The sequence below is a fragment of the Micromonospora sp. NPDC005257 genome, assembly GCF_042872445.1.
Classification (GTDB): Bacteria; Actinomycetota; Actinomycetes; order Mycobacteriales; family Micromonosporaceae; genus Micromonospora.
This window is the reverse complement of the sequence record NZ_JBIAKL010000007.1, coordinates 262236-283558: the sequence shown is the minus strand read 5'-3', so window position 1 is coordinate 283558 and position 21323 is coordinate 262236. Positions and strand designations below refer to the sequence as shown.

Here is a 21323-nt window from a genome sequence, read left to right as displayed (position 1 = left end):
TTCGCCGGTTCCCACGGGGGAGGTGGGTGAATTGACACGGGCACGCATGCCCCGTCCGCACGAGGTAGCCGCCGCGCGGCGCGATCCGCGACTGCTGCGGGCGCTTGACGAACGACGCCAGGACGACGCCTGGCGCACCAAGGGCGCCTGTCAGAACGTCGATCCGGAGACGTTCTTCCCGGCGCCGAACGAGCCGGCCGACGCCGCCGTGGCGCTCTGCCGCACCTGCGACGTCCAGGGCTCCTGCCTGGCCTGGGCGCTGGAGGTGGGCGACTGCCACGGCGTCTGGGGCGGCACCACGCCGCGTGAGCGGCGAGCCATGCTGGTGGCCTGGCGCAGCGAGGTGCAGCCGGATCCGGACGCGCTCGACGACGCCGGCCCGCCGGTGCGTGATCGTCTGCTCACGCTGGTTCCGCTGAGCTGATCCCGACGTCGCCCGTGTCCCGCCGCGGTGGGCCACGGGCGACGTGGGGCGTTTCCGCGCCCGGCCGCCGGTGGGCCGCCCGCCCGCGCAGAATGGGCCGGTGCGGCACGATGACGAAATCGACACCCCGCGAGGCCCCGCCCGGCTGCGGTTCGACCCGCCTGCCGGCGGCGCGACGGTGCTGGTGCTCGGGCACGGCGCCGGCGGTGATGTGGACGCGCCGGACCTCACCGCGGTACGGGACTCGGCGCTCGCCGCCGGGGCCGGGGTGGCCCTGGTGACCCAGCCGTACCGGGTGGCCGGGCGCCGCGCGCCCGCCCCCGCCGGGCACCTCGACGAGGCGTGGACGGCGGTGCTGGCCGAGCTGCGCCGTCGTGCCCCGCTGGTACGCCACTGGGTGGTCGGGGGCCGGTCCAGTGGTGCCCGGGTGGCCTGCCGTACCGCCGTCGCCGTCGGGGCGGCCGGAGTCGTGGCGCTGGCGTTCCCGCTGCACCCGCCGGGGCGACCGGAGCGTTCCCGGGCCGGCGAACTGCGCACCGGGCTGCCCACGCTCGTCGTGAACGGCGACCGGGACCCGTTCGGCGTGCCCGAGCCGGGCCCCGGCATCGAGGTGGTGGTCCGGCCGGGGGAGCGCCACGACCTGCGCGGCGATCCGGCCGGGACGGCCGCCGTCGTGCGGGACTGGCTGCGCGTACACGGATGGTCGTCCTGACCGGGCGGCGCGCGCCGTGACCGTCCGCCGCGGCGGGTCGTTGCACCGGTTGGTGCCGGCCGCCCGGTTCGGGCGTGCCGGGGCCGCCCTCCCAGGCCCTTCCTGGTCCCAGCGTCGGTCGCGGCCGAGGCCGGGACCAGGATCGGGTGGGGCCGGAGGAATGCCGCACCCCGCACCTCGCGTTACCCCCTTGGACGACGACAGAGCCAGCGGCGAGGGGGGTGACCGGTGCGGATCGAGACACGGAGCCGGGAACGGGACGAACGGGACGAGCACCAGCTCCGGCGGCTGCTCGACGCGCCGGAGTGGCCCGCGGCGGCGTCGGTCGTGAGCACCGGCACACACTCCGGAAGTGAATCTGCCGGCAAGTGGGTACGCGTATCCTCGGCGGGAAAGCATCCGACGCGAGGGGATGTGCGGTTGACCACCGAGAAGACGGACGAGCGCAGGGCCCGCTTCGAGCGGGACGCGATGCCCTTCGTCGATCAGCTCTACGCTGCCGGGCTGCGGATGACCCGCAACCCGGCGGACGCGGAGGACCTGGTTCAGGAGACGTACCTGAAGGCGTACGCCGCCTTCCACCAGTTCGAGCAGGGCACGAACCTGAAGGCCTGGCTCTACCGGATCCTGACCAACACCTACATCAACACCTACCGCAAGCGGCAGCGCCAGCCCATCCAGGCGCCGACCGAGGAGATCACCGACTGGCAGCTCGCCGAGGCCGAGTCGCACACGTCCAGCGGCCTGCGCTCGGCCGAGACGGAGGCGCTCGACCGGCTGCCGGACAGTGACGTCAAGGAGGCCCTCCAGCAGTTGCCGGAGGAGTTCCGCATGGCCGTCTACCTGACCGACGTCGAGGGCTTCTCCTACAAGGAGGTCGCCGACATCATGGGCACGCCGATCGGCACCGTGATGTCCCGTCTGCACCGTGGCCGACGTAATCTGCGAAAGCTGCTGGAGCAGTACGCGGCGGAGCGGGGTTTCAGCGCCGCCTCGTCGAAGAAGGGTTCGACCGCCGCCGCCGGCCGGGAGGTGTGACCGTGAGCTGTGGACGACCGCACGAGACGGACTGCCACGAGGTCCTCGCCGAGGTCTACCTCTACCTCGACCTGGAGTGCGCCGAGGAGCGCCGGGTACTGATCCGGCACCACCTGGACGAGTGCGGGCCGTGCCTGCGCGAGTACGGCATCGAGCAGGAGGTCAAGGCGTTGGTTGCCCGGTGCTGCGGCAACGAGGCGGCGCCGGAGAAGCTGCGGGAGCGGCTGCGCCTGCGGCTGACCGAGCTGGTGGTCTTCGAGACCACCCAGTCCCGCGAACTGGCCGACTGAACGACAGACGCGACGGCCCGGGTCCGATCACGGACCCGGGCCGTCGCGCATGTCCGGCGCCTGCGCCGCGCTGATCCGATGATCAGGAGTTGGGGCGCTTGCCGTGGTTGGCGCTGCTCTTCTTACGGGCCTTCTTCTTGCGGGCCTTCTTCGCCATGCTCTGCCTCCTTGTGCTGGTCACGGTTCCGTCCGCGGCTGGGCGCGGCGGAGGTCGCGGGTGCGGCCCTCCGGGCTCGCCGATGGCCGACCCGCACGATGCTAGTGCCGTGGCCGCCCGCCGGGGCGCGGTGGGGCGGATCGCGCGCCGGTGGTGCGCGGGCCGGCGTGACCGGCGTCATGATTGGATACCGTTCGCAGGATTGTCGGGGAGCTGTCGGGGGAGAGGGAGGGCCGCAAGATGGCCGAGGAGATCCGTGCCGAGATGGTGGCCAACGTCTGGAAGGTCGTCGTGTCGGCCGGCGACACGGTGTCCGAGGGCGACACCCTCGTCATCCTGGAGTCGATGAAGATGGAGATCCCGGTTGTCGCCGAGTCCGACGGCGTGGTGCAGAGGCTCGCGGTCAACGAGGGTGACGTGGTGCAGGACGGCGACCTGATCGCGGAGATCGGTTGACCGGCCTGCGGGTGCGTCGCGCCGAGCCGGCGGACCTACCGGCCGTGGCCCGGCTGACCGTTGCCGCGTACGAGGCGGACGGCCAGCTCAAGGACGAGACCGGGTACACGTCGGTGCTCGCCGACGTGGCCACCCGCGCCGAGACCGGCGAGGTGCTGGTGGCCGTCGACGACGCCACCGGCCACGTGCTCGGCGCGGTGACGTTCGTGCTGCCCGGCACCCCGTACGCCGACCTCGCCGGCCCTGGCGAGGGCGAGTTCCGGATGCTCGCGGTCGATCCGGCCGCCCAGGGCCGGGGCGCGGGCGCGGCGCTCGCGTCCGCGTGCGTGGCGCGCGCGACGGAGCTGGGCTGCACGGCGGTGGTGATCTGCGTACGCGCCGGGATGGCGGCGAGCGCACACCGCCTCTACGAGCGGCTGGGTTTCGTCAGGTGCCCGGAGAAGGACTGGATGCCGATGCCCGGCATCGACCTGCGCGGCCTGCGGCTGGACCTGACCGCGGCCCGCTGAGCGCGGCTCAGGAGTCGCTCTCCGCGCCGATCTTGGCGAGCAGCTCGTCGGCGACCTCGAGCGCGATCCGCTTGCGCTCGTCGTCGGTGATGCCGGGCGCGCGTACCGCGAACCAGCTGGTGTGCACCGCGAACAGGGTGAGCGCGGCGCGGAGCTGGGCGGCGGGTGAGTTGTCGCCCCGGCACAGCTCGTGCGCCAGGCGCATCATCCGGTCCCGCATCTGCTGGCCCGCGACGAGGCTCTTGAGCACCGTCTGGTTCTGCTCGAAGAAGCGCATCACCTGGGGCAGGTCGCCGGCGAACATGCTGTCGGCGTACCGGCCGAGCAGGGTGCGCCGGGTCGCGAGGGTGGGCGGCTGGTCGGCGGCCCAGGCGATCAGCTCGTCCATCCGGCGCAGCCGGTCGTCGACCAGGCTGGTGACGATCTCGTCCTTGCTCTTGAAGTGGTAGTAGAGCGCCGCCTTGGTCACGCCGAGCCGCTCGGCGATCTCCCGCAGGGACGTCTTCTCGTAGCCCTGCTCGGTGAAGAGTTCCAAGGCGACGGCCTGGATTCGCTGCCGCGTGCCACCTGTGGTCTCCCTCACCAGCCGACATCCTTTCAAAGCGCTTGACGTGTGCCCGTCGTCAGCTTACCGTCCGGCTAGTAAGTGAACTAGCCGGGCGGCAAGTAAGTTGATCACGTGACCTGCGGGGGAGCCTACCGATGAGTCAACCAGCCCAGGTGACCACCAGACCCAATGTCCGGGTCGTCCTGTTCGGCCTGATGATCGCGATGATGCTCGCGATGCTCGACAACATGATCGTCAGCACCGCGCTGCCGCGGATCGTCTTCGAGTTCGGCGGCGCCGACCACTTCACCTGGGTGGTCACCGCGTACGTGCTGGGCACCACGGTCTCCACGCCGATCTGGGGCAAGCTCGGCGACCTCTACGGCCGCAAGTCGGTCTTCCTCACCGCCGTCGTCGTGTTCCTGGTCGGCTCCGCGCTCTGCGGCATGTCCGGCTCCGGCGTCTTCGGCGGCACGGACACCGGCATGATCGAGCTGATCGCGTTCCGTGCCGTGCAGGGCCTCGGCGCGGGCGGCCTGATGGTCGGCGTCATGGCGATCATCGGTGACCTGGTCCCGCCCCGTGAGCGGGGCCGCTACCAGGGCATGATCGCCGGCATCATGGCCATCGCCATGGTCGCCGGCCCGCTCGTCGGCGGCTTCATCACCGACAACCTCTCCTGGCGCTGGGCGTTCTACGTCAACCTGCCGTTGGGCGGCGCGGCGCTGCTGGTCCTCGCCACCACCATGCACCTGCCGAAGTACCGCACCGAACACAAGATCGACTGGCTGGGCGCCGCGCTGCTGTCCGTCGGCATCACCGCGATCGTGCTGGTGACCACGTGGGGCGGCAACGAGTACGACTGGGTGTCGCCGCAGATCCTCGGCCTCGCCGCGCTGGCGGTGCTCGCGCTCGCCGCGTTCGCGCTGGTCGAGCGGCGCGCGCCGGAGCCGATCCTGCCGCTGAGCCTGTTCGCCAACCGCAACTTCGCGCTGATCTCGGTGATCGGTTTCCTGCTCGGCTTCGCCATGTTCGGCGCGATGAACTTCCTGCCGCTCTACCAGCAGACCGTCCAGGGGGCGTCGGCCACGAACAGCGGTCTGCTGCTGCTCCCGCTGATGTTCGGCATGCTCGTGGTGTCGCTCGTGGTCGGCCGGACCATCACCAAGACCGGCCGCTACCGGATCTTCCCGATCATCGGCGGCGTGGTGATGACCGCCGGCCTGGCCCTGCTCAGCCTGCTGGACGTGGACACCAGCAAGGCGCAGTCCTCGCTCTACATGATCGTTCTCGGCGTTGGCATGGGCTTCCTGATGCAGACCTCGATGCTCATCGCGCAGAACAGCGTCGAACAGAAGGACCTCGGCGCGGCCAGCGGCGCGGCCACCTTCTTCCGGTCCATCGGCGGCTCGTTCGGCGTCTCCCTCTTCGGCGCGATCTTCGCCAACCGCCTCGCCGACTCCGCGGCCGGCCCCGCGTTCGCGGGCTCGGGTGGCGGCGAGGGCGGCGCGATGAACCTGGAGGCGCTCAAGAAGCTCACCGGCCCGGTGCGCGAGGCGGTGCTCGGCGGCCTCTCCGACGCCATCTCGCACGTCTTCTTCTGGGCGGTCCTGTTCACGGTCGCCGTACCGGTGCTCGCCTGGTTCATCAAGGAGGTGCCGCTGCGCGCGACGAACGACGTGCCGCCGGCCGGCGCCACACCGGAGGACGAGGCCGAGGCCGCGCTCGGCCGGGCCCCCGTCGCCTGACGCACGCACGGTCGCGGCCCCGCCGCCCCCGAGGGGGTACGCGGGGCCGTGCCGCGTCTGGCCGCGCCGCGCGGTCAGACGCGGCGGAACAGGGCGGTGAGGCGTCGCCAGAGACGCCGCAGCGGTCCGCCCTCGGCGTCGGCGATCAGCCCGTCGGCAGTGGCGCGTGCCGCCGGGTCGAGTGCCGGGGTGGCTCGCGCCAGGTACGCCAGCGACACCGCCACCGGGGCCCGCCGAGCGGATCCGGCCGCCACCTCGGCGATCCGCCCGGCCACCAGCGTGGCCACGTCGGCGCGCGTGTCCGGGTGCACCCAGGCGGCGGTGACCAGGGCGAACAGTGCCGCGTCGGCGGCCGGGCCGAGATCGCCGACGGCCAGTTCCCGCAGCACCCGACGGCGGGCGGACCGTTCCCACGGCTCGTCGGTGCGGTGGTGCAGCAGGCCGAGGCAGGCCCAGACCCGCGCGCAGCGCGTCCACAGTGCCGGGTCCTGCCCGCCGAGCACCCGGCCCAGCGCGGTCGCCGGCGCCTCCGGCGGGTGTGCCAGCAGGGCGAGCAGGTCGGCGAGGTCCAGTGTGGCCAGCCCGACGGCGGCGTCGTACGCGGCTGGTGGGTGCGGCCACGCCGGGTGCGCGAGCTGCTGGAGCCGCCGTACCGCCTCGGCCGAGGGGGCGGGGCCGTCCGGGGCCGGGGCGTCGTCGCCGGCCGCCGTCACCTGCCCGAGCCAGGGGCGTCCCCGGCAGCACTCGGCGAGATCACCGTGCTCGTGCGTGTCGTCCGGGTGGTCGCGGACGAAGTCGGCGAGCGCCACCAGGTGGTCCACGTTCCCGTCGCGCAGGTAGCGCAGCCGGTGCGCGGTGTGCACCGCGCAGTCGAAGTCCGGATCCTTCGCCAGCGCCCGGTCGACCCAGCCCAGTGCCGCGTCGAGCCGGCCGTGGTCGGCCAGCGTCCCGGCGATGTCCGCGTAGACCGCGAGGTCGTCCGGGTCGAGCGCGACAGCGCGTTCCAGCGCGGCGAGCGCCTCGCCGGTGCGGCCGGCGCTGCGGTACGCGTACCCGAGCCACACCTCGCCGAGTTTGGTGGGCTGTGCGCGTACCCCCCGGGTGGCCCAGGTGACGGCGAGGGTGACCTCGCCGAGACGCCGGGCCAGCGCGGACGCCGCGCCGAGCAGCAGCGGATGGGCCGGATGGACGGTGATCGCGTTGCGGGCCAGCGTGAGGTACGGCTCCAGCGGCTCGCGCAGCCGGCGCGGCGCGGGGTCGGGCGCCGCCGCGCAGACCTGCATGAGGATCCGGGCGGTGCGTTCGGGATCGAGGCGTTCCGGCAGGTCGGCGGCGGTCACCCAGGGTACGGCGGCCCACGGGGCGACGGGCGCGTAGCCGGTGGCGGCGGCGAGCAGGTCGAGCCCTTCGGCGGGGCGGCCGGCGGCGGCGAGCAGGTGCGCGCGGGCCACCACGGCGCCGACGAACGCCTGCTGACCGAGCGGGAAGAGGTCCAGGTCGCCGCCGCTCGCCGCGTTCAGCCGGGCGAGCGTCTCGTGTGCCTCGGGCAGCGTGGGGGAGCGGACCAGCGCGGCGGCCACGTGGTCGGCGGCGTGCCGCAGGTCGCCCTCGTCCAGCGCCAGCCGGGCCAGCGCGAGTTCCTCCTCCGCCGAGAGCGCGGCGTCGTCCTCGGGCACGTCGTCCTCTCGCCGGTCGGGTCGGTCAGCCGGGCAAGCCTAGGGGATCTTCCGTCGATTAGTGATCCACTGCGCACTCCTGCTCGTTGCGTTGATCTAGATCGTCGAAACGTGCAAGACTGAGCATCGAACGCGCGGGAAACGCGCAGAAGGAGGTTCTGGAGTGACGCGAGCAGGGGCCGGTATGGCCGCCGACATCGACGAGCAGCCGGCCGGTTACGAGCGTCTGCTCTCCACCGAGCACGCGGCGGCCGTCGCCGAGGTGGCGGCCGTCGTCGCCGAACGCCGCCCCCGGCACGTGGTCTTCACCGCCCGGGGCACCTCCGACCACGCCGCGCTCTACGCGGCCTACCTGACCGAGATCCGCCTCGGGCTGCCCGCCGGACTGGCCTCACCGAGCGCGATCACCGTCTTCGGCGCCCGGCCCGACCTCTCCGACGCGCTCGTCGTCGGCGTCAGCCAGAGCGGCGGCTCGCCCGACCTGGCCGAGGTGCTGCGGGTCGCCCGCGCCTCCGGCGCGCTCACCCTCGCCGTCACCAACAACCCCGGCTCGCCGCTCGTGGAGACCGCCGAGCTGAGCGTCGACATCGCCGCCGGCCACGAACGCGCGGTCGCCGCCACGAAGACCTACACGGCCGAGCTGCTCGCGCTGCTCATGCTGATCGAGGGCGTACGCGCCGGCGACGGCGTGCTGCCCGCCGAGGAACGCGCCGCCCTGAGCCGCCTGCCCGAGCTGGCCGCGCAGACGCTCGCCGACGACACCCCGGCCCGGCTCGCCCCGCGCTACCGGTTCGCCGCCCAGCTCGTCACCACCGGCCGGGGCTACGCCTACCCGACCGCCCGGGAGGCGGCGCTGAAGCTGATGGAGACCTCGTACCTCCCGGCGCTCGCCTTCTCCGGCGCCGACCTGCTGCACGGCCCGCTCGCCATGACCGACCCGGACGTCCCGGTGCTCGCCGTGGTCGGCTCCGGCCCCGGGGGCACGTCGATGCGCGAGGTGCTGCCCCGGCTCGGCGAGCGCCGCGCCGACGTGGTGGTGGTCGGCTCCGCCGACGTCGGCGAGACCCGGATGGCGGTGCCCGAGGTCGACGAGCGGTACGCGCCGCTGCTCGACATCCTGCCGCTGCAACGGCTCGCGCTGTCCCTGGCGCTGGCCCGGGGCGAGGACCCGGACGCGCCGCGCGGCTTGAAGAAGGTCACGGCGACGATGTGAGGCCCGGCGTGGCACGCTGTGTGGCGTGTCCACCCTCCGTGACCTCGCCGAGGAGCACACCGCGCTCCGTCCGGCCGACATCGACCACCTGCACCGGATCGCCGGCGACTGGCAGTTGCTGTCCGACCTGTCCTTCGCCGACCTGCTGCTCTGGGTGCCGGTGGACGGTGACGGCACGTTCCTCTGCGTGGCCCAGGTCCGTCCCACCACCGCGCCGACCGCCTACCTGGACGACCAGGTCGGGCGCATCGTCGGCGGGGCCGAGGTGGCCCACCTGGAGGTGGCCCACCGCCAGGGACGGATCTGGCGCGAGGGCGACCCGGTCTGGTACGGCGACGTCCCGGCCCGCCACGAGGCGATCCCGGTCCGGCTGCGCACCGGCGACGGTGAGGCCGGCGAGGTGATCGCCGTGGTGGGCCGGGACACCAACCTGTCCACCGCCCGCACCCCCAGCCAGCTCGAACTGAACTACCTCACCACCGCCGACGACCTGGCCCAGATGATCGCCGACGGCACGTTCCCGCCGCCCCGGCACCCGGGCGAGACCACCTCGGCGCCCCGGGTCGGCGACGGCCTGGTGCGGCTCGACGCCAACGGCAAGGTCACCTACGCGAGCCCGAACGCGCAGTCCGCGTACCGCCGCCTCGGCTACGCCTCACATCTCGTCGGGGAGGACCTCGCCAAGCTGCACCGCCGGCTCGCGGGCGATCCTCTGGAAGGCACCGACGCGGGCAACGCCGTGCTCGCCGCGCTGCGCGGTGAGGCGCCACCCCGCCGGGAGATCGACGCCCGTGGCGCCACCATGCTCACCCGGGCGCTGCCGCTGATGCCCGCCGGAGTGCCGATCGGCGCGCTGGTCCTGGTCCGCGACATCACCGAGGTACGCCGCCGCGACCGCGCTCTGATCACCAAGGACGCCACCATCCGGGAGATCCACCACCGGGTGAAGAACAACCTCCAGACCGTCGCCGCGCTGCTGCGCCTCCAGGCCCGCCGGGTGGCCATGCCCGAGGCGCGGGTGGCGCTCGAAGAATCGGTACGCCGGGTCGCCTCGATCGCGCTGGTCCACGAGACGCTCTCCATGTCCAGCGACGAGGCGGTCGAGTTCGACGGCATCGTGGACCGGGTCGCCAGCGCCGCCACCGAGGTCGCCGCCACCGAGGTGAGCGTCGGTATGCGCCGCCGCGGCACCTTCGGCGTACTGCCCGCCGAGATCGCCACCTCGCTGGTGATGGTGCTCAACGAGTTGCTGCTCAACGCCGTCGAGCACGGCTTCCCGCCGGCAGACGAGGACGCCGGGCCCGCACCCGCGGACGCGCCCCGGCCCGAGGTGGTGGTCTCCACGCACCGGGCCCGCAAGCAACTGCACGTCGCGGTCACCGACAACGGCCGGGGACTGCCCGAGCAGTTCGACGCCGAGCGCGGCGGAAACCTGGGTCTCCAGATCGTCCGGGCGCTGGTGACCGGCGAGCTGCGCGGCACCATCGCGCTGCGCAACGGCGCCGACGGCGGCACCGAGGCGACCATCGTCGTACCGCTGGCCCGCGGCACCACCGACCGCCTCACCGGACGAGCAGGGCCACCGTGATCCCCGGGCGCGGCCACACCTGCCGCACCGTGTAGCCCGCGCGCAGCGCGTCGCCCTTCGCGCCCGGCACCGCCGCCAGCGGGTCCGCGCGCCGGCCGGTGACCACCAGCCAGACCCGGTCCACCCCGGCCAGGCAGCGCGCCGGATCGTCGCACTCCACGGCCCAGAGGCTCGCGTTCCGACGCTGGTCGCGGACCACGAGCACGTCGCGCGGCAACCTCGACCCCAGGTGGTACGCAATGCCCAGATCGGGGAACAGCCAGCCGTTGCGGGACGCGTAGACGATCGCGTCGCCCGGCCGCTGCTCGGCGCGGACGACCCCGGCGGCGCCCGCGTAGTCGACCGGTGCGCCGCGCGGCCACTCGTGGGTGCGGCGCAGGGCCGCCTGATCGGGCAGCCCGAGCAGCCCGGCCAGGACCACCACCGCGAGTCCCGCCGCGATCCGTACGCGTGGCGACGTCGGCCCTTGCTCTGCTTCCCCGGGCGCGGCAGTGCGGCCGGCTGCGGCGGGTGTCGCCGTGCGCTCGGGTTTGGCGGGCGTCGCTGTTCCCGGTGTCCGGGCCGGCGCGGGAGTGACCCGCGCGGCAGCCAGCGCGGCGCCGGCCAGCACGCAGGCGAACGGCACGGTGAAGACGAGGTAGCGAGTCACCCAGAGCGGCACCGTCGTTCCGGCGGCGAAGACCAGCACCACCGGCAGCAGCACAGCGGCGGTGGGCAGCAGCGCACGGCGACCCAGCCGGGCCGCGCCGAGCGCCGCGAGCGCGAGCACGAACCCGCCGACGACGCCGCTCTGCGACAGCGCGCCCGGTAGTGCCGCCAGGTCGGGCAGCCGCGCCGGGTCCACCCAGTCGAGCTGTCGACCGCGCTGCCCCCGGGCGACCAGCGCCAGCGGGGTGACGAGCACGACGACCGGCACCAGCGCCAGCAACCACCCGGCCAGCACCCGTCGGCCGGGCGCCGACGCCTCCCGAGCCTCGCCGGTCACGTCCTGCGGTTCCGCTTCCGGCGCGTCCGTGCCGTGCTCCCTTCTCCCGGGATGCGGTGACACCCGTGGCGTTCCACCGGCGCTCGATCTCGTGGCTGGGTGGAACGCTGTGGGTGTCTGCGGGGCGCCGTGACACCCGTGGCGTTCCACCGGCGCTCGATCTCGTGGCTGGGTGGAACGCCGTGGGTGTCTGCGGCGTGGCCGGCTCGCGTCGGGCATCTCGGCTCGGAACTGGCCGGGCGGATCGACGACCGCCGCGGGGCCACGTGCGGCGGTCAGCAGCACCACCACGGCGTGGGCGGCGAGCAGCGTGAGCGCGAGCAGGTGGAACAGGCCGAGCGCGGCGACCGCTGCGGCGTACCCCGCCCAGCGCCACCGCCCTCCTCGGCGCAGCGCCTCGACCAGCAGCAGCGTGGCCAGCACGGCGAGCAGCGTGGCGAGGGCGTACGGGCGGGCCTCCTGCCCGTACCGGGAGGTGACCGGCAGGACCGCGAACAGCAGTCCGGCCAGCAGCCCGGCCCGGTCACCTGCCAGGCGTGCCCCGAGGCGGGCGGTGAGCGCGGCGGCCATGGACATGGCGAGCGCGGAGGGCAGCCGCAGCGCCGTCGGCGACGCGCCGGCAATCGCCGTCCAGGCATGCATGAGCAGGTAGTACGGCCCGGTGGCGGCGTCGATGGTGCGGGTCATCCGGGCCAGGTCGGAAAGCGGGCGGGTGGCCGCGCTCCAGGTGGCCAGCTCGTCCCGCCAGGGTTGGGCGTGCCCGATCCCGGCCAGCGTCACCACGAGCGTGAGCAGCCCCGGCACCACCCACACCGCCCAGCCGGGAAGGGCGCGAACAGACGCGGGCGGGAACCTTCTCACCCCCGTAGCGTCACACGCCCGCTCCCGCTCACCCGCCCGCTCCACCATTTCCCAATCAACGGTGCGGGGGCAGGGAGGGCGGGAGGGGGAAAGGTGTGAGTCGATCTCGGGGGGCCCGTGATGTGGGATCACAGTGCGGAGCTGTGGTCGCGCGGGGTGTGGTGTGGCAGCATGAGGCACATGACCGCCGCTGTCGTCCGCCGCTTCGTGGCTCGCCGCCACGTCGATTACGGCCGCGTGCGCAGCGCGATCTGTCCGGCCCACTGACGACGCCCGACCCTTCCGTCTCGGGCGCGTACTCGCGCCGGCCGTCAATCGACATCGCCGTCCACGGCCCTCTCCCGGGCCGGCCGCCGCGTCCGCGCTCGCAGCACCGCAGCAAGCAATGGAGGACGCCGCGATGGCGGTCAGCAGCACCCCGACCCGTCCCGACAGCCCGGCGCCTGCCGCCCGTGCGCCCCGCCGGCCACGCGGCGAGGGGCAGTGGGCGCTCGGGCACCGTGAGCCGCTCAACCCCAACGAGCGGATCAAGAAGGACGACGACCCGCTGAACGTGCGGGACCGGATCGAGAACATCTACGCCCACCGGGGTTTCGCCTCGATCGACCCGCAGGACCTGCGCGGCCGGTTCCGCTGGTGGGGCCTCTACACCCAGCGCAAGGCCGGCATCGACGGCGGGCGGACCGCGGTGCTGGAGCCGCACGAGCTGGAGGACGAGTTCTTCATGCTCCGGGTCCGGGTGGACGGCGGCCAGCTCAACCTGGCCCAGCTCCGGGTGATCGCGGACATCTCCCGCGAGTTCGCCCGGGACACCGCCGACATCACCGACCGGCAGAACATCCAGTACCACTGGATCCGGGTCGAGGACATGCCGGAGATCTGGCGCCGGCTGGAGGCGGTCGGCCTGCAGACCACCGAGGCGTGCGGCGACTGCCCCCGGATCGTGCTGGGCAGCCCGGTCGCCGGTGTGGCCCGGGACGAGGTGCTCGACCCGACCCCGGCGATCGACGAGATCGTCCGCCGGTACGTCGGCGACAAGGCGTACTCCAACCTGCCCCGCAAGTTCAAGACCTCGATCTCCTGGCTGGTCGACACGCCGTACGAGGCGAACGACATCTCCTTCCTCGGCGTGGAGCACCCGGAGCACGGACCCGGGTTCGACGTATGGGTCGGCGGCGGGCTCTCCACCAACCCGATGCTCGCCAAGCGGCTCGGCGTCTGGGTGCCGCTGCACGAGGTGCCGGACGTCTGGGCCGGTGTGGTCGGCATCTTCCGCGACTACGGCTACCGCCGGCTGCGCAACCGGGCCCGGCTGAAGTTCCTGGTCGCCGACTGGGGCGTGGAGCGCTTCCGGGAGGTGCTGGAGAAGGAATACCTCGGCCGCGCGCTGCTCGACGGTCCGGCCGCTGACCTGCCGGCCAAGCCGGTCGACCACATCGGCGTGCACCAGCAGAGCGACGGCGCGAACTACGTGGGCGCCGCCCCGGTGGTGGGCCGCGTGTCCGGCACCCAGCTGGCGCAGCTCGCCGACGTGGTCGAGGCGCACGGCAGTGACCGGGTGCGGCTCACCCCGTACCAGAAGCTGCTCGTGCTGGACGTGGCGCCGGAGCGGACCGACTCGCTGGTGGCGGCGCTGCGCGGGATCGGCCTGGAGGCCCGGCCGTCGGCCTGGCGGCGCGGCACGATGGCCTGCACCGGCATCGAGTTCTGCAAGCTCGCCATCGTCGAGACCAAGCGGCGCGGCGAGGAACTGGTCGCGCGCCTGGAGGAGCGGCTGCGCGACTTCGACGCGGACATCTCCATCCACCTCAACGGCTGCCCGAACGCCTGCGCCCGCACCCAGGTCGCTGACATCGGGCTCAAGGGCCAGCTCGTGGTCGGCCCGGACGGCCGGCAGGTCGAGGGCTTCCAGGTGCACCTCGGCGGGGGCCTCGGCATGGCCCAGGGGCAGACCGCCGGCTTCGGCCGCAAGCTGCGCGGCCTGAAGACCACAGCCGATGAGCTTCCGGAGTACGTGGAACGGCTCGCCCGCCGCTACCTGGCCGGCCGGACCGAGGGTGAGACGTTCGCCAACTGGGTGATCAGAGCCGACGAGGAGGAGTTGCGATGAGCGACGCCAGATCTGCGCCTCTCTACTGCCCGTACTGCGGGGAGGAGGACCTCCGACCGCACGAGGCCGGACACGGCGCCTGGGAGTGCCACGCCTGCGCGCGGGTCTTCGTGGTGAAGTTCACCGGTCTGCTGAGCCGGGCGGTGAACCGGTGACCGGCCTCGTCTCCGCCGCCGGCCTCGGCCTGATCGGCCCGGGCGGGCCGGCCCGCCGCGACCCGGAGGAGTTGCGCGCGCTGGCCGAGGAGGCCGGCCGGGAACTGGCGGACGCGTCCGCGCTGGAGATCGCGCGCTGGGCGGTGGAGACGTTCGGTGAGCGGTTCTGCGTGACCAGCTCGATGGCCGACGGCGTGCTGGCGCACCTGGTCTCCCGGGTCGCGCCCGGCGTCGACGTGGTGTTCCTGGACACCGGGCTGCACTTCCCGGAGACGCTGCGGGTCCGCGACGAGGTGGCCCGGCGGATGCCGGTGCGGGTGCGCTCGATCCGGCCCCGGATGACTGTGGGCCAGCAGGACGGCCAGTACGGTCCGCGCCTGTTCAACAGGTCCCCGGACGACTGCTGCCAACTGCGCAAGGTGGAGCCGCTGGAGCGGGCGCTGTCCGGGTACGACGCCTGGGCCGCCGGGCTGCGCCGGGACGAGTCGCCGACCCGGGCGAACACGCCCGTGGTGGCCTTCGACGCGCGGCGCGGCAAGGTCAAGGTGAACCCGATCGCGGCCTGGACGCAGCGGGAGGTGGACGCCTACGTGGCCCGGTACGACATCCCGGTGAACGAGCTGTTCGCCCGCGGCTACGGCTCGATCGGCTGCTGGCCGTGCACGCGGCGGACCAGGGCGGGGGAGGACGCGCGCGCGGGGCGCTGGGCGATGTTCGAGAAGACCGAGTGCGGCCTGCACACCTGAGCGCGGGGCAACCGGTGGTGCTGGTGGCCCACGGCAGCCGTGACCCGCGAGCGGCCGAGGCGACCCGGGCGCTGGCCCGGGCCGTGGCGGCCACCTGGCCGGGCCGCCCGGTGCTGCCGAGCTGGCTCGACCACACCGATCCCGGGCCGGCCGAGGTGCTGCGCGGGCTGGCCGCCGCCGGTCACTCCCGGGCGGTCCTGGTGCCGCTGCTGCTGACCGCCGCGTACCACCGGAAGGTGGACATCCCGGCGGCGGTCGCGGAGGCCGGCGCGGACATCGAGGTACGGGTGACCGACGTGCTGGGGCCGACCGGCGACGGCGTGGACGGCGGGCTGCTGGACGGACTGCGCCGCCGCCTGGCGGAGGCGACCGGCGACGGGCCGGGCGGGCTGGACGCGGTGGTGCTGGCGGCGGCGGGTACCCGGGATCCGGCGGCGCGATCCTCCGTGGGCCGGGTCGCCGCGGCGTTCGGTGCCGGGCTGGGTGTGCCCTGCCGCGTCTCGTACGCCTCGGCGGCACCCCCGGAGGTCGGCGGCGCGGTGGCGCGCCTGCGCGCGGCGGGCGCCCGCCGGGTCGCGGTGGCCGCCTACTTCCTGGCCCCGGGCCGGTTCCACGACGGGGTACGCGCGGCGGCCCGGTCAGCCGGCGCGGTGGCGGTGGCGGATCCGCTGACCGACCTGCCGGAGCTGGCCGACCTGGTCCGGCGACGGGTGGACGCGGTGCCGGGCTGACCGGTCCGGAAACAGCAGAACGCCCCGGCCGGAATCCCGGCCGGGGCGTCAGCGTGTACGGGTCAGGCGGAGTGAGCGCGCAGCACCCGGAGACCGCCGCGGCGCTTCACCGCGCGACGCTCCTCCTCGCTCATCCCACCCCAGACACCGGCGTCCTGACCGGACTCCAGCGCCCACTGCAGGCACTGGTCGGTCACGGGGCAGCGCCGGCAGACGGCCTTCGCCTGCTCCACCTGCAGGAGGGCCGGACCGGACGTCCCGATCGGGAAGAACAGCTCCGGGTCCTCGTCGCGGCAGACCGAATCGTGGCGCCAGTCCATGGCGGCAACACTCCTCATTCTTGGTGGCTGGTCAATAACGCTTCGTTGCTATTCCTATATGCGTCCGCATTGCCAAATGGTGACGGTCAGCATCCATCAATTCGGCGCAGCGTGAGCGGGCTGTGGGGTGCCGGACCTGTTGGAACAGCTCAACCGAACGAGCATATCCAGGCAATGTCCCGGCAACACGAGTTCGCTTGTGAATACTTTCACGAACGACAGCGATGTCAAGGGTGACGCTCGGAAAAACTCCGAACAGTGAGCGGGCTCACCACCCATTTGTCCGGGTTTGCCAGTGCCCTGGTTACCCGGCGTGCCACAGTCGATAATCAATGTAGTACGTCCCGCGTGACGTTGCTGACATTTCCGGCACCTTCCTCGGCGTGGCGGCCACCGCACCCGCGCGGCGGGGGTCCGCGTCAACCGACAGGGATACCCGAGGCCTAGCAGATTACTCTCAGTGCGGCCGGAACGGACGTGAACCGGACTTTCTCCCGCTCGCCGAGATAGTCCCCGTCCAGCTGGAACGACAACGGGCGCTCCGAGACGAGCGTGAACTCCGCCACGTCGTGCAGCCGCAGCACCTGCTTGCCGTGCGGATCCGGTCGCTTCGAGAAGAACTGGGTCGCCGTACGGGCCGTGCTGGCCACCCGCAGCCGCCGCAGCGCGAGCACGTCGAGCCCCAGGTCGAAGGACGCCTCCGGGTTCGGATTGATCTCCCGGTCGCCCAGGTACGTCCACGGCGCGGTGTTCTGGATGATCGCGGTGGCCAGCCCCGTGGCGGGCGCCTCACCCGGGCGCTCCAGCGTGATCGACGGGTGGCGGCGGTCCGAGCCGACGAAGTACTGACTCGCGGTGGAGCGGAAGTAGAGCGCCGGTGTGGAGACGCGACCCCGCTTGCGGGCCTGTTCCACCCGGCGGATGACCGCCGCGTCCAGCCCGAAGCCGGCGCAGAACGTGAAGTAGCGGTCGTCCGCCCGGCCCAGCCCGATCGTGCGGGAGCGGCCCAGCCGCAGCCCTTCCAGGATCATGCTGGTGCCGTCGGGCCACTCCCGGGGCAGCCCGAGCGCGCGGGCGAAGACGTTCGTCGAACCGCCCGGCACGGTGGCCAGCGCGGGCAGCCGCTCGGCCGAGGTCTGCCCGGTACGGAACGTCGGCGGCTCCGCCGCCATCAGGCCGTTCACCACCTCGTTGACGGTGCCGTCACCGCCGAGCGTGACGACCAGGTCGACGCCCTCCTGGGCGGCCTCCCGGGCGAGATCCGTGGCATGGCCCCGTCGGCGGGTGTAGCGCACCGACAGGTCGACTTCACTGCGCAACGCCCGGACCAGCACGTCCCGGCTGCGCTCGCTGGTGGTGGTGGCCTTCGGATTGACCACCAGGACGGCCCGCATGGGCGGCACAATACCGCGCCTACCCACCGGTATCGTGGCGGCCGTGACGATCGACTCCGACCCGCTCCCCGGCACGCTGCGCGCGGCGGTGCTCCTGCTACATGCCCAGGCGGTGGCGCTGGGGCTGATCGCGGTGTGGCTCATCTGGTCCGACCTCACCGCCGAGACGACGGATCTGACCTCGGCGCTGCTGGTGACCGTCTTCGCCGTCGGCGGCGCGGTGGCGCTCTGGGCGCTCGGCGGCGCGCTGTCCCGCCGCCGGGCCGGAGCCCGCGCACCGGCCATCGTGCTCCAGCTCATGCTGCTGCCGGTCGGCTGGTTCATGATCGAGGGCGGGATGGGCTGGCTCGGGGTGCCGTTGATCGCGCTCGGGATCGGCATGGTCGGGCTGCTGGTGAGCGGTCCGACCAACCGCGCGCTGGGCTTCGGCGAGCCGGCCCGCTGAACGCGATCCGCCTCGGTCCGGCCCCTGTCGGCAGGCGAGGACCGGGCCGAGCCGGTCAGTAGCCGCCGGCGCGGCGGGTCAGCAGCGAGATGGTGGCCCGGCCGCCGGACGCGTGGGCGTTCGCCCCGGTGGTCAGTGCCGTCAGCACCTTCCACGCGAACGACGACTCGGACGGGAGCGTGGCGCCCCGGACCGTCGGCACCGTCACCTCGACGGCGAGCGCGTCCTCGGTGACCGCGAACCGGCACTCCAACTCGGCGTCGCGGGTGGCGATGGCGAGCAGCATGGCGCACGCCTCGTCGACGGCGATACGCAGATCCTCGATCTCGTCCAGGGCGAACTGGAGCCGGGCCGCGAGGCCGGCCGTGGCGGTGCGGAGCACGCCGAGGTAACCACCGTCGGCGGGCACGGTGAGATGGACGACGTCGTCGTCGGTCGTCGGGTGCCCGGTCAGTTGAGTCACGGCTCCTCCCCCCGGAGCGGAACTCTACCCGGTCAGGGGGCGGGCCGCGTGGGCGCGGCCGTCGCGTGCGTGGCGAGCTCGCGCAACGCCGGCCCGGCCAGGCGGTACGGGGTCCACTCGTCCATCGGCGTGGCGCCGATCGCGGCGTAGAAACGGGCCGCCGGGTTCCAGTGGATCATCCACCACTCCAGCCGCTGGTAGCCGCGCTCGACGCATATCGCGGCGAGCGTGGCGAGCAGCATCCGGCCCGCGCCGGTGCCTCGGGCGGCCGGGCGGACGTAGAGGTCCTCCAGGTAGATGCCGTGCACGCCGGCCCAGGTGGAGAAGTTGAGGAACCAGAGCGCGAAACCGACCGGCCGGCCGGACGCGTCGACGGCGACGTGGCCGTACAGCGCCGGGGAGGGGCCGAACAGGGCCGCGTCGAGCTGCTCGGAGGTGAGGTGGCACTGCTCGGGGGCGCGCTCGTACTCGGCGAGTTCGTGCACCATGACGACCACGGCCGGTACGTCCTCGGGACGTACCGGCCGGATCGTCGGAGTGCCGTCGGGCGACGACGTCACGCCTGCTTGGTCTCCCAGAAGATCTTCGAGATCTCGTCGATCTTCGCCAGCAGCTCGTCGGCCTTCGCCGGGTCGGTGCCACCCTTGGCGCCGGCCGCGCCGGCCAGCTTGGTGGCCTCGTTGAACAGCTGGTGCAGGTGCGGGTACTTCTCGAAGTGCGGCGCCTTGAAGTAGTCGGTCCAGAGCACCCACAGGTGGTGCTTGACCAGCTCCGCACGCTGCTCCTTGATCAGGATGGCGCGGGTACGGAACTCCGGGTCGGTGTTGGCCTGGTACTTCTCGCAGATCATTTTGACCGACTCGGCCTCGATCCGGGCCTGGGCCGGGTCGTATACGCCGCAGGGCAGGTCGCAGTGAGCGCTGGCCGTCACCCGGGGCGTGAGGATGCGGGGAAGGCGCATCAGGGTCCTCCATGGGTTGTTTGCGATGATCCAAGACGACATTACTCCTGGAGACGCCTTCCGGGGCTGGGAGGTGACATGACGCCCACCGGTGAACCTCCGGCTCTGCGCGGCCCGCTGGTGCCGGTGCTGGTGAGCGGCCCGTCCATGTCCCCGACCCTGCGTCACGGCGACGCGGTGCTGGTCCGCACCGGAGGCCGGCCGGTACGCCCCGGGGACGTCGTCGTCGCGGTGTTCCGCAGACGTCCCGACCTGCTCGTCGTCAAGCGGGCGGTGGAACCCCGCGACGGCGGATGGTGGTTGCGCGGCGACAACGAGTTCGTCACCGACGACTCCCGGGCGTACGGCGTGGCCGACGTCCGGGGCCGGGTGGTGGCACGCTGGTGGCCGCGTCCGGGACGGGTCAGGGGACGGTGACGACCGGAGCGGATATGACCCCGCTCACATACTGGGTGCCGAAGCGTGACTATGCTCGAAAAAGTGCCCGGGTGACCCCCGCACCGCCGCGCCGACGGTCGCTGACCAGCGCTGACCACGCCGGCCGGTCCGTCTGCTCGACAGATCCTGGAGTCACCATGTCTTCGTCCACCCCGGACCCCGCCGATCCCGTCTTCCGCCTGCACGTGGGCGGCAAGATGGCAGTCGCCTCCACCGTGCCGCTGACCAGCCGCGAGGACCTCTCCCTCGCGTACACCCCGGGTGTCGCCCGGGTGTGTGAGGCGATCGCCGCCGACCCCGCGCTCGTCGACACCTACACCTGGGTGTCGCACACCGTCGCCGTGGTCACCGACGGCTCCGCCGTACTCGGTCTGGGCAACATCGGCCCGCGCGCCGCGATGCCCGTGATGGAGGGCAAGGCGGTGCTGTTCAAGCAGTTCGGCGGCGTGGACGCGGTGCCGGTCTGCCTGGACACCCAGGACGTGGACGAGATCGTCGCGACGGTCAAGGCGCTCGCGCCCTCGTTCGGCGGCATCAATCTGGAGGACATCAGCGCCCCGCGCTGCTTCGAGGTGGAGCGCCGGCTCGACGAGGCGCTGGACATCCCGGTCTTCCACGACGACCAGCACGGCACCGCGATCGTGGTGCTCGCCGCGCTGCGCAACGCCGCGACGCTGCTCAACCGCAAGCTCGGCGACCTGCGGGTGGCGGTCAGCGGCGCGGGCGCGGCCGGGGTGGCGGTCACCAAGATGCTGATCGCCGGTGGCGTCGACCCGGACCGGGTGGTGGTGTGCGACTCGCGCGGCATCATCGGCCGGCACCGCGAGCTGACCGGCACCAAGGCCGAGCTGGCCGAGATCACCAACGCCGAGGGCCGGCAGGGCGACATCACCGAGGCGCTGCGCGACGCGGACGTGCTCGTGGGCGTCTCCGGCGGCCAGATCCCGGAGGCGGCGGTGGCCGGCATGGCCCCCGGCGGCATCGTGTTCGCGCTGGCCAACCCCACCCCTGAGGTGCACCCCGAGGTGGCCGCCCGGCACGTGGCGGTGGTCGCCACCGGGCGCAGCGACTACCCGAACCAGATCAACAACGTGCTCGCGTTCCCCGGCGTCTTCCGGGGCGCGCTGGACGCCGGGGCCACCCGGATCACCGACTCGATGAAGGTGGCCGCCGCCGACGCCATCGCCGGCGTGGTGGCCGAGTCGCTGACCGCCGACGCGATCGTGCCCTCGCCGCTGGACCCGCGAGTCGCCCCGGCGGTCGCCGAGGCGGTCGCGGAGGCCGCCCGCCGCGACGGGGTCGCCCGTCGCTGAGAGGTAGGGAAGGGCCCTTCTCCACGCCTCCGGCGGCGGAAGG

25 protein-coding genes are annotated in these 21323 nt (G+C 73.2%); 16 read left to right on the top strand and 9 right to left on the bottom strand.

Annotated elements, in window-relative coordinates:
* Nucleotides 1–31 precede the first annotated feature (31 nt).
* The 4 genes from ACFYO8_RS17440 to rsrA all read left to right on the top strand — a co-directional run bounded on the left by ACFYO8_RS17440 (nt 32) and on the right by rsrA (nt 2464).
* Nucleotides 32–424, top strand: coding sequence for a WhiB family transcriptional regulator (locus tag ACFYO8_RS17440; RefSeq protein WP_355047213.1), 393 nt, complete (start codon nt 32–34; stop codon nt 422–424).
* Nucleotides 425–524: 100 nt separating this feature from the next.
* Nucleotides 525–1136 (top strand): alpha/beta family hydrolase, encoded by a 612-nt coding sequence (locus ACFYO8_RS17435; protein ID WP_354871561.1) that lies wholly within the window; start codon nt 525–527, stop codon nt 1134–1136.
* A 228-nt stretch (nt 1137–1364) separates the two neighbouring features.
* Complete coding sequence (locus ACFYO8_RS17430; RefSeq protein WP_354871559.1) at nt 1365–2174, top strand: sigma-70 family RNA polymerase sigma factor; 810 nt, start codon at nt 1365–1367, stop codon at nt 2172–2174.
* A gap of 2 nt (nt 2175–2176) precedes the next feature.
* The gene (rsrA, locus tag ACFYO8_RS17425; RefSeq protein WP_354871556.1) at nt 2177–2464 is read left to right on the top strand and encodes a mycothiol system anti-sigma-R factor; all 288 of its coding nucleotides are present in this window, start codon (nt 2177–2179) and stop codon (nt 2462–2464) included.
* Between the two features lie 82 nt (nt 2465–2546).
* On the opposite strand, the gene ACFYO8_RS17420 is transcribed toward rsrA, so the two are convergent.
* The gene (locus ACFYO8_RS17420; protein WP_369752275.1) at nt 2547–2621 is read right to left on the bottom strand and encodes a 50S ribosomal protein bL37; all 75 of its coding nucleotides are present in this window, start codon (nt 2619–2621) and stop codon (nt 2547–2549) included.
* 240 nt (nt 2622–2861) lie between these two features.
* Between ACFYO8_RS17420 and ACFYO8_RS17415 the strand changes: the two genes are divergently transcribed.
* Together ACFYO8_RS17415 and ACFYO8_RS17410 are read left to right on the top strand one after the other, a co-directional pair.
* Entirely contained in the window at nt 2862–3077 is a 216-nt protein-coding gene (locus tag ACFYO8_RS17415) for a biotin/lipoyl-binding carrier protein (protein WP_043328500.1), read from the top strand.
* Nucleotides 3074–3586: a GNAT family N-acetyltransferase gene (locus ACFYO8_RS17410; protein ID WP_387189150.1), complete on the top strand. Its 513-nt coding sequence runs from the start codon at nt 3074–3076 to the stop codon at nt 3584–3586. Before ACFYO8_RS17415 ends, ACFYO8_RS17410 begins: the two co-directional genes overlap by 4 nt.
* Before the next feature lie 7 nt (nt 3587–3593).
* On the opposite strand, the gene ACFYO8_RS17405 is transcribed toward ACFYO8_RS17410, so the two are convergent.
* Nucleotides 3594–4169 carry a TetR/AcrR family transcriptional regulator gene (locus ACFYO8_RS17405; RefSeq protein ID WP_387189151.1) on the bottom strand — a complete coding sequence of 192 codons (576 nt, stop codon included), beginning with the start codon at nt 4167–4169 and terminating at the stop codon, nt 3594–3596.
* Between the two features lie 119 nt (nt 4170–4288).
* Between ACFYO8_RS17405 and ACFYO8_RS17400 the strand changes: the two genes are divergently transcribed.
* Complete coding sequence (locus ACFYO8_RS17400; protein WP_387257326.1) at nt 4289–5881, top strand: MDR family MFS transporter; 1593 nt, start codon at nt 4289–4291, stop codon at nt 5879–5881.
* Nucleotides 5882–5955: 74 nt separating this feature from the next.
* Here ACFYO8_RS17400 and ACFYO8_RS17395 read toward each other — a convergent pair whose 3' ends face one another.
* Nucleotides 5956–7557, bottom strand: coding sequence for a tetratricopeptide repeat protein (locus ACFYO8_RS17395; RefSeq protein WP_387257324.1), 1602 nt, complete (start codon nt 7555–7557; stop codon nt 5956–5958).
* Between the two features lie 184 nt (nt 7558–7741).
* Here ACFYO8_RS17395 and ACFYO8_RS17390 point away from each other — a divergent pair, with 184 nt between their 5' ends.
* Together ACFYO8_RS17390 and ACFYO8_RS17385 are read left to right on the top strand one after the other, a co-directional pair.
* Nucleotides 7742–8770: an SIS domain-containing protein gene (locus tag ACFYO8_RS17390; protein ID WP_354871713.1), complete on the top strand. Its 1029-nt coding sequence runs from the start codon at nt 7742–7744 to the stop codon at nt 8768–8770.
* A gap of 25 nt (nt 8771–8795) precedes the next feature.
* Nucleotides 8796–10358, top strand: coding sequence for a histidine kinase N-terminal domain-containing protein (locus ACFYO8_RS17385; RefSeq protein ID WP_354871543.1), 1563 nt, complete (start codon nt 8796–8798; stop codon nt 10356–10358).
* On the opposite strand, the gene ACFYO8_RS17380 is transcribed toward ACFYO8_RS17385, so the two are convergent.
* Nucleotides 10333–12204: a glycosyltransferase family 39 protein gene (locus ACFYO8_RS17380; protein ID WP_387257323.1), complete on the bottom strand. Its 1872-nt coding sequence runs from the start codon at nt 12202–12204 to the stop codon at nt 10333–10335. The two genes, ACFYO8_RS17385 and ACFYO8_RS17380, sit on opposite strands and share 26 nt — an antisense overlap.
* Nucleotides 12205–12604: 400 nt before the next feature.
* On the opposite strand from ACFYO8_RS17380, the gene ACFYO8_RS17375 reads away from it, so the two are divergent.
* The 4 genes from ACFYO8_RS17375 to ACFYO8_RS17360 are packed head-to-tail and all read left to right on the top strand — an operon-like array spanning nt 12605 to nt 15946.
* Nucleotides 12605–14314 carry a nitrite/sulfite reductase gene (locus ACFYO8_RS17375; RefSeq protein WP_357708240.1) on the top strand — a complete coding sequence of 570 codons (1710 nt, stop codon included), beginning with the start codon at nt 12605–12607 and terminating at the stop codon, nt 14312–14314.
* Nucleotides 14311–14469, top strand: coding sequence for a hypothetical protein (locus tag ACFYO8_RS17370; RefSeq protein ID WP_357708242.1), 159 nt, complete (start codon nt 14311–14313; stop codon nt 14467–14469). Before ACFYO8_RS17375 ends, ACFYO8_RS17370 begins: the two co-directional genes overlap by 4 nt.
* Nucleotides 14466–15215: a phosphoadenylyl-sulfate reductase gene (locus ACFYO8_RS17365; RefSeq protein WP_354871538.1), complete on the top strand. Its 750-nt coding sequence runs from the start codon at nt 14466–14468 to the stop codon at nt 15213–15215. The genes ACFYO8_RS17370 and ACFYO8_RS17365 overlap by 4 nt, the downstream gene beginning before the upstream one ends.
* Complete coding sequence (locus ACFYO8_RS17360; protein WP_387189153.1) at nt 15197–15946, top strand: sirohydrochlorin chelatase; 750 nt, start codon at nt 15197–15199, stop codon at nt 15944–15946. The genes ACFYO8_RS17365 and ACFYO8_RS17360 overlap by 19 nt, the downstream gene beginning before the upstream one ends.
* A gap of 62 nt (nt 15947–16008) precedes the next feature.
* Here ACFYO8_RS17360 and ACFYO8_RS17355 read toward each other — a convergent pair whose 3' ends face one another.
* Both ACFYO8_RS17355 and ACFYO8_RS17350 read right to left on the bottom strand, forming a co-directional pair.
* Nucleotides 16009–16266, bottom strand: a complete 258-nt coding sequence (locus ACFYO8_RS17355; protein WP_013288358.1) for a WhiB family transcriptional regulator — start codon at nt 16264–16266, stop codon at nt 16009–16011.
* 443 nt (nt 16267–16709) lie between these two features.
* Entirely contained in the window at nt 16710–17660 is a 951-nt protein-coding gene (locus ACFYO8_RS17350) for a diacylglycerol kinase family protein (protein WP_354871532.1), read from the bottom strand.
* 43 nt (nt 17661–17703) lie between these two features.
* Between ACFYO8_RS17350 and ACFYO8_RS17345 the strand changes: the two genes are divergently transcribed.
* Entirely contained in the window at nt 17704–18105 is a 402-nt protein-coding gene (locus ACFYO8_RS17345; protein ID WP_387189154.1) for a hypothetical protein, read from the top strand.
* A 55-nt stretch (nt 18106–18160) separates the two neighbouring features.
* Here the strand turns inward: ACFYO8_RS17345 and ACFYO8_RS17340 are convergent, their stop codons facing one another.
* The 3 genes from ACFYO8_RS17340 to sodN all read right to left on the bottom strand — a co-directional run bounded on the left by ACFYO8_RS17340 (nt 18161) and on the right by sodN (nt 19529).
* The gene (locus tag ACFYO8_RS17340; protein WP_354871527.1) at nt 18161–18568 is read right to left on the bottom strand and encodes an ATP-binding protein; all 408 of its coding nucleotides are present in this window, start codon (nt 18566–18568) and stop codon (nt 18161–18163) included.
* 32 nt (nt 18569–18600) lie between these two features.
* On the bottom strand, nt 18601–19056 hold the full coding sequence (locus tag ACFYO8_RS17335) for a GNAT family N-acetyltransferase (protein ID WP_354871708.1): 456 nt from the start codon (nt 19054–19056) through the stop codon (nt 18601–18603).
* Between the two features lie 68 nt (nt 19057–19124).
* A complete protein-coding gene (sodN, locus tag ACFYO8_RS17330) occupies nt 19125–19529 on the bottom strand; it encodes a superoxide dismutase, Ni (protein ID WP_013288353.1) in 405 nt (134 codons plus the stop codon).
* A gap of 78 nt (nt 19530–19607) precedes the next feature.
* Here sodN and ACFYO8_RS17325 point away from each other — a divergent pair, with 78 nt between their 5' ends.
* Nucleotides 19608–19946: a S26 family signal peptidase gene (locus ACFYO8_RS17325; RefSeq protein WP_387189155.1), complete on the top strand. Its 339-nt coding sequence runs from the start codon at nt 19608–19610 to the stop codon at nt 19944–19946.
* 158 nt (nt 19947–20104) lie between these two features.
* Nucleotides 20105–21280 (top strand): NADP-dependent malic enzyme, encoded by a 1176-nt coding sequence (locus ACFYO8_RS17320; RefSeq protein ID WP_354871520.1) that lies wholly within the window; start codon nt 20105–20107, stop codon nt 21278–21280.
* The last annotated feature ends 43 nt before the right edge of the window (nt 21281–21323 follow it).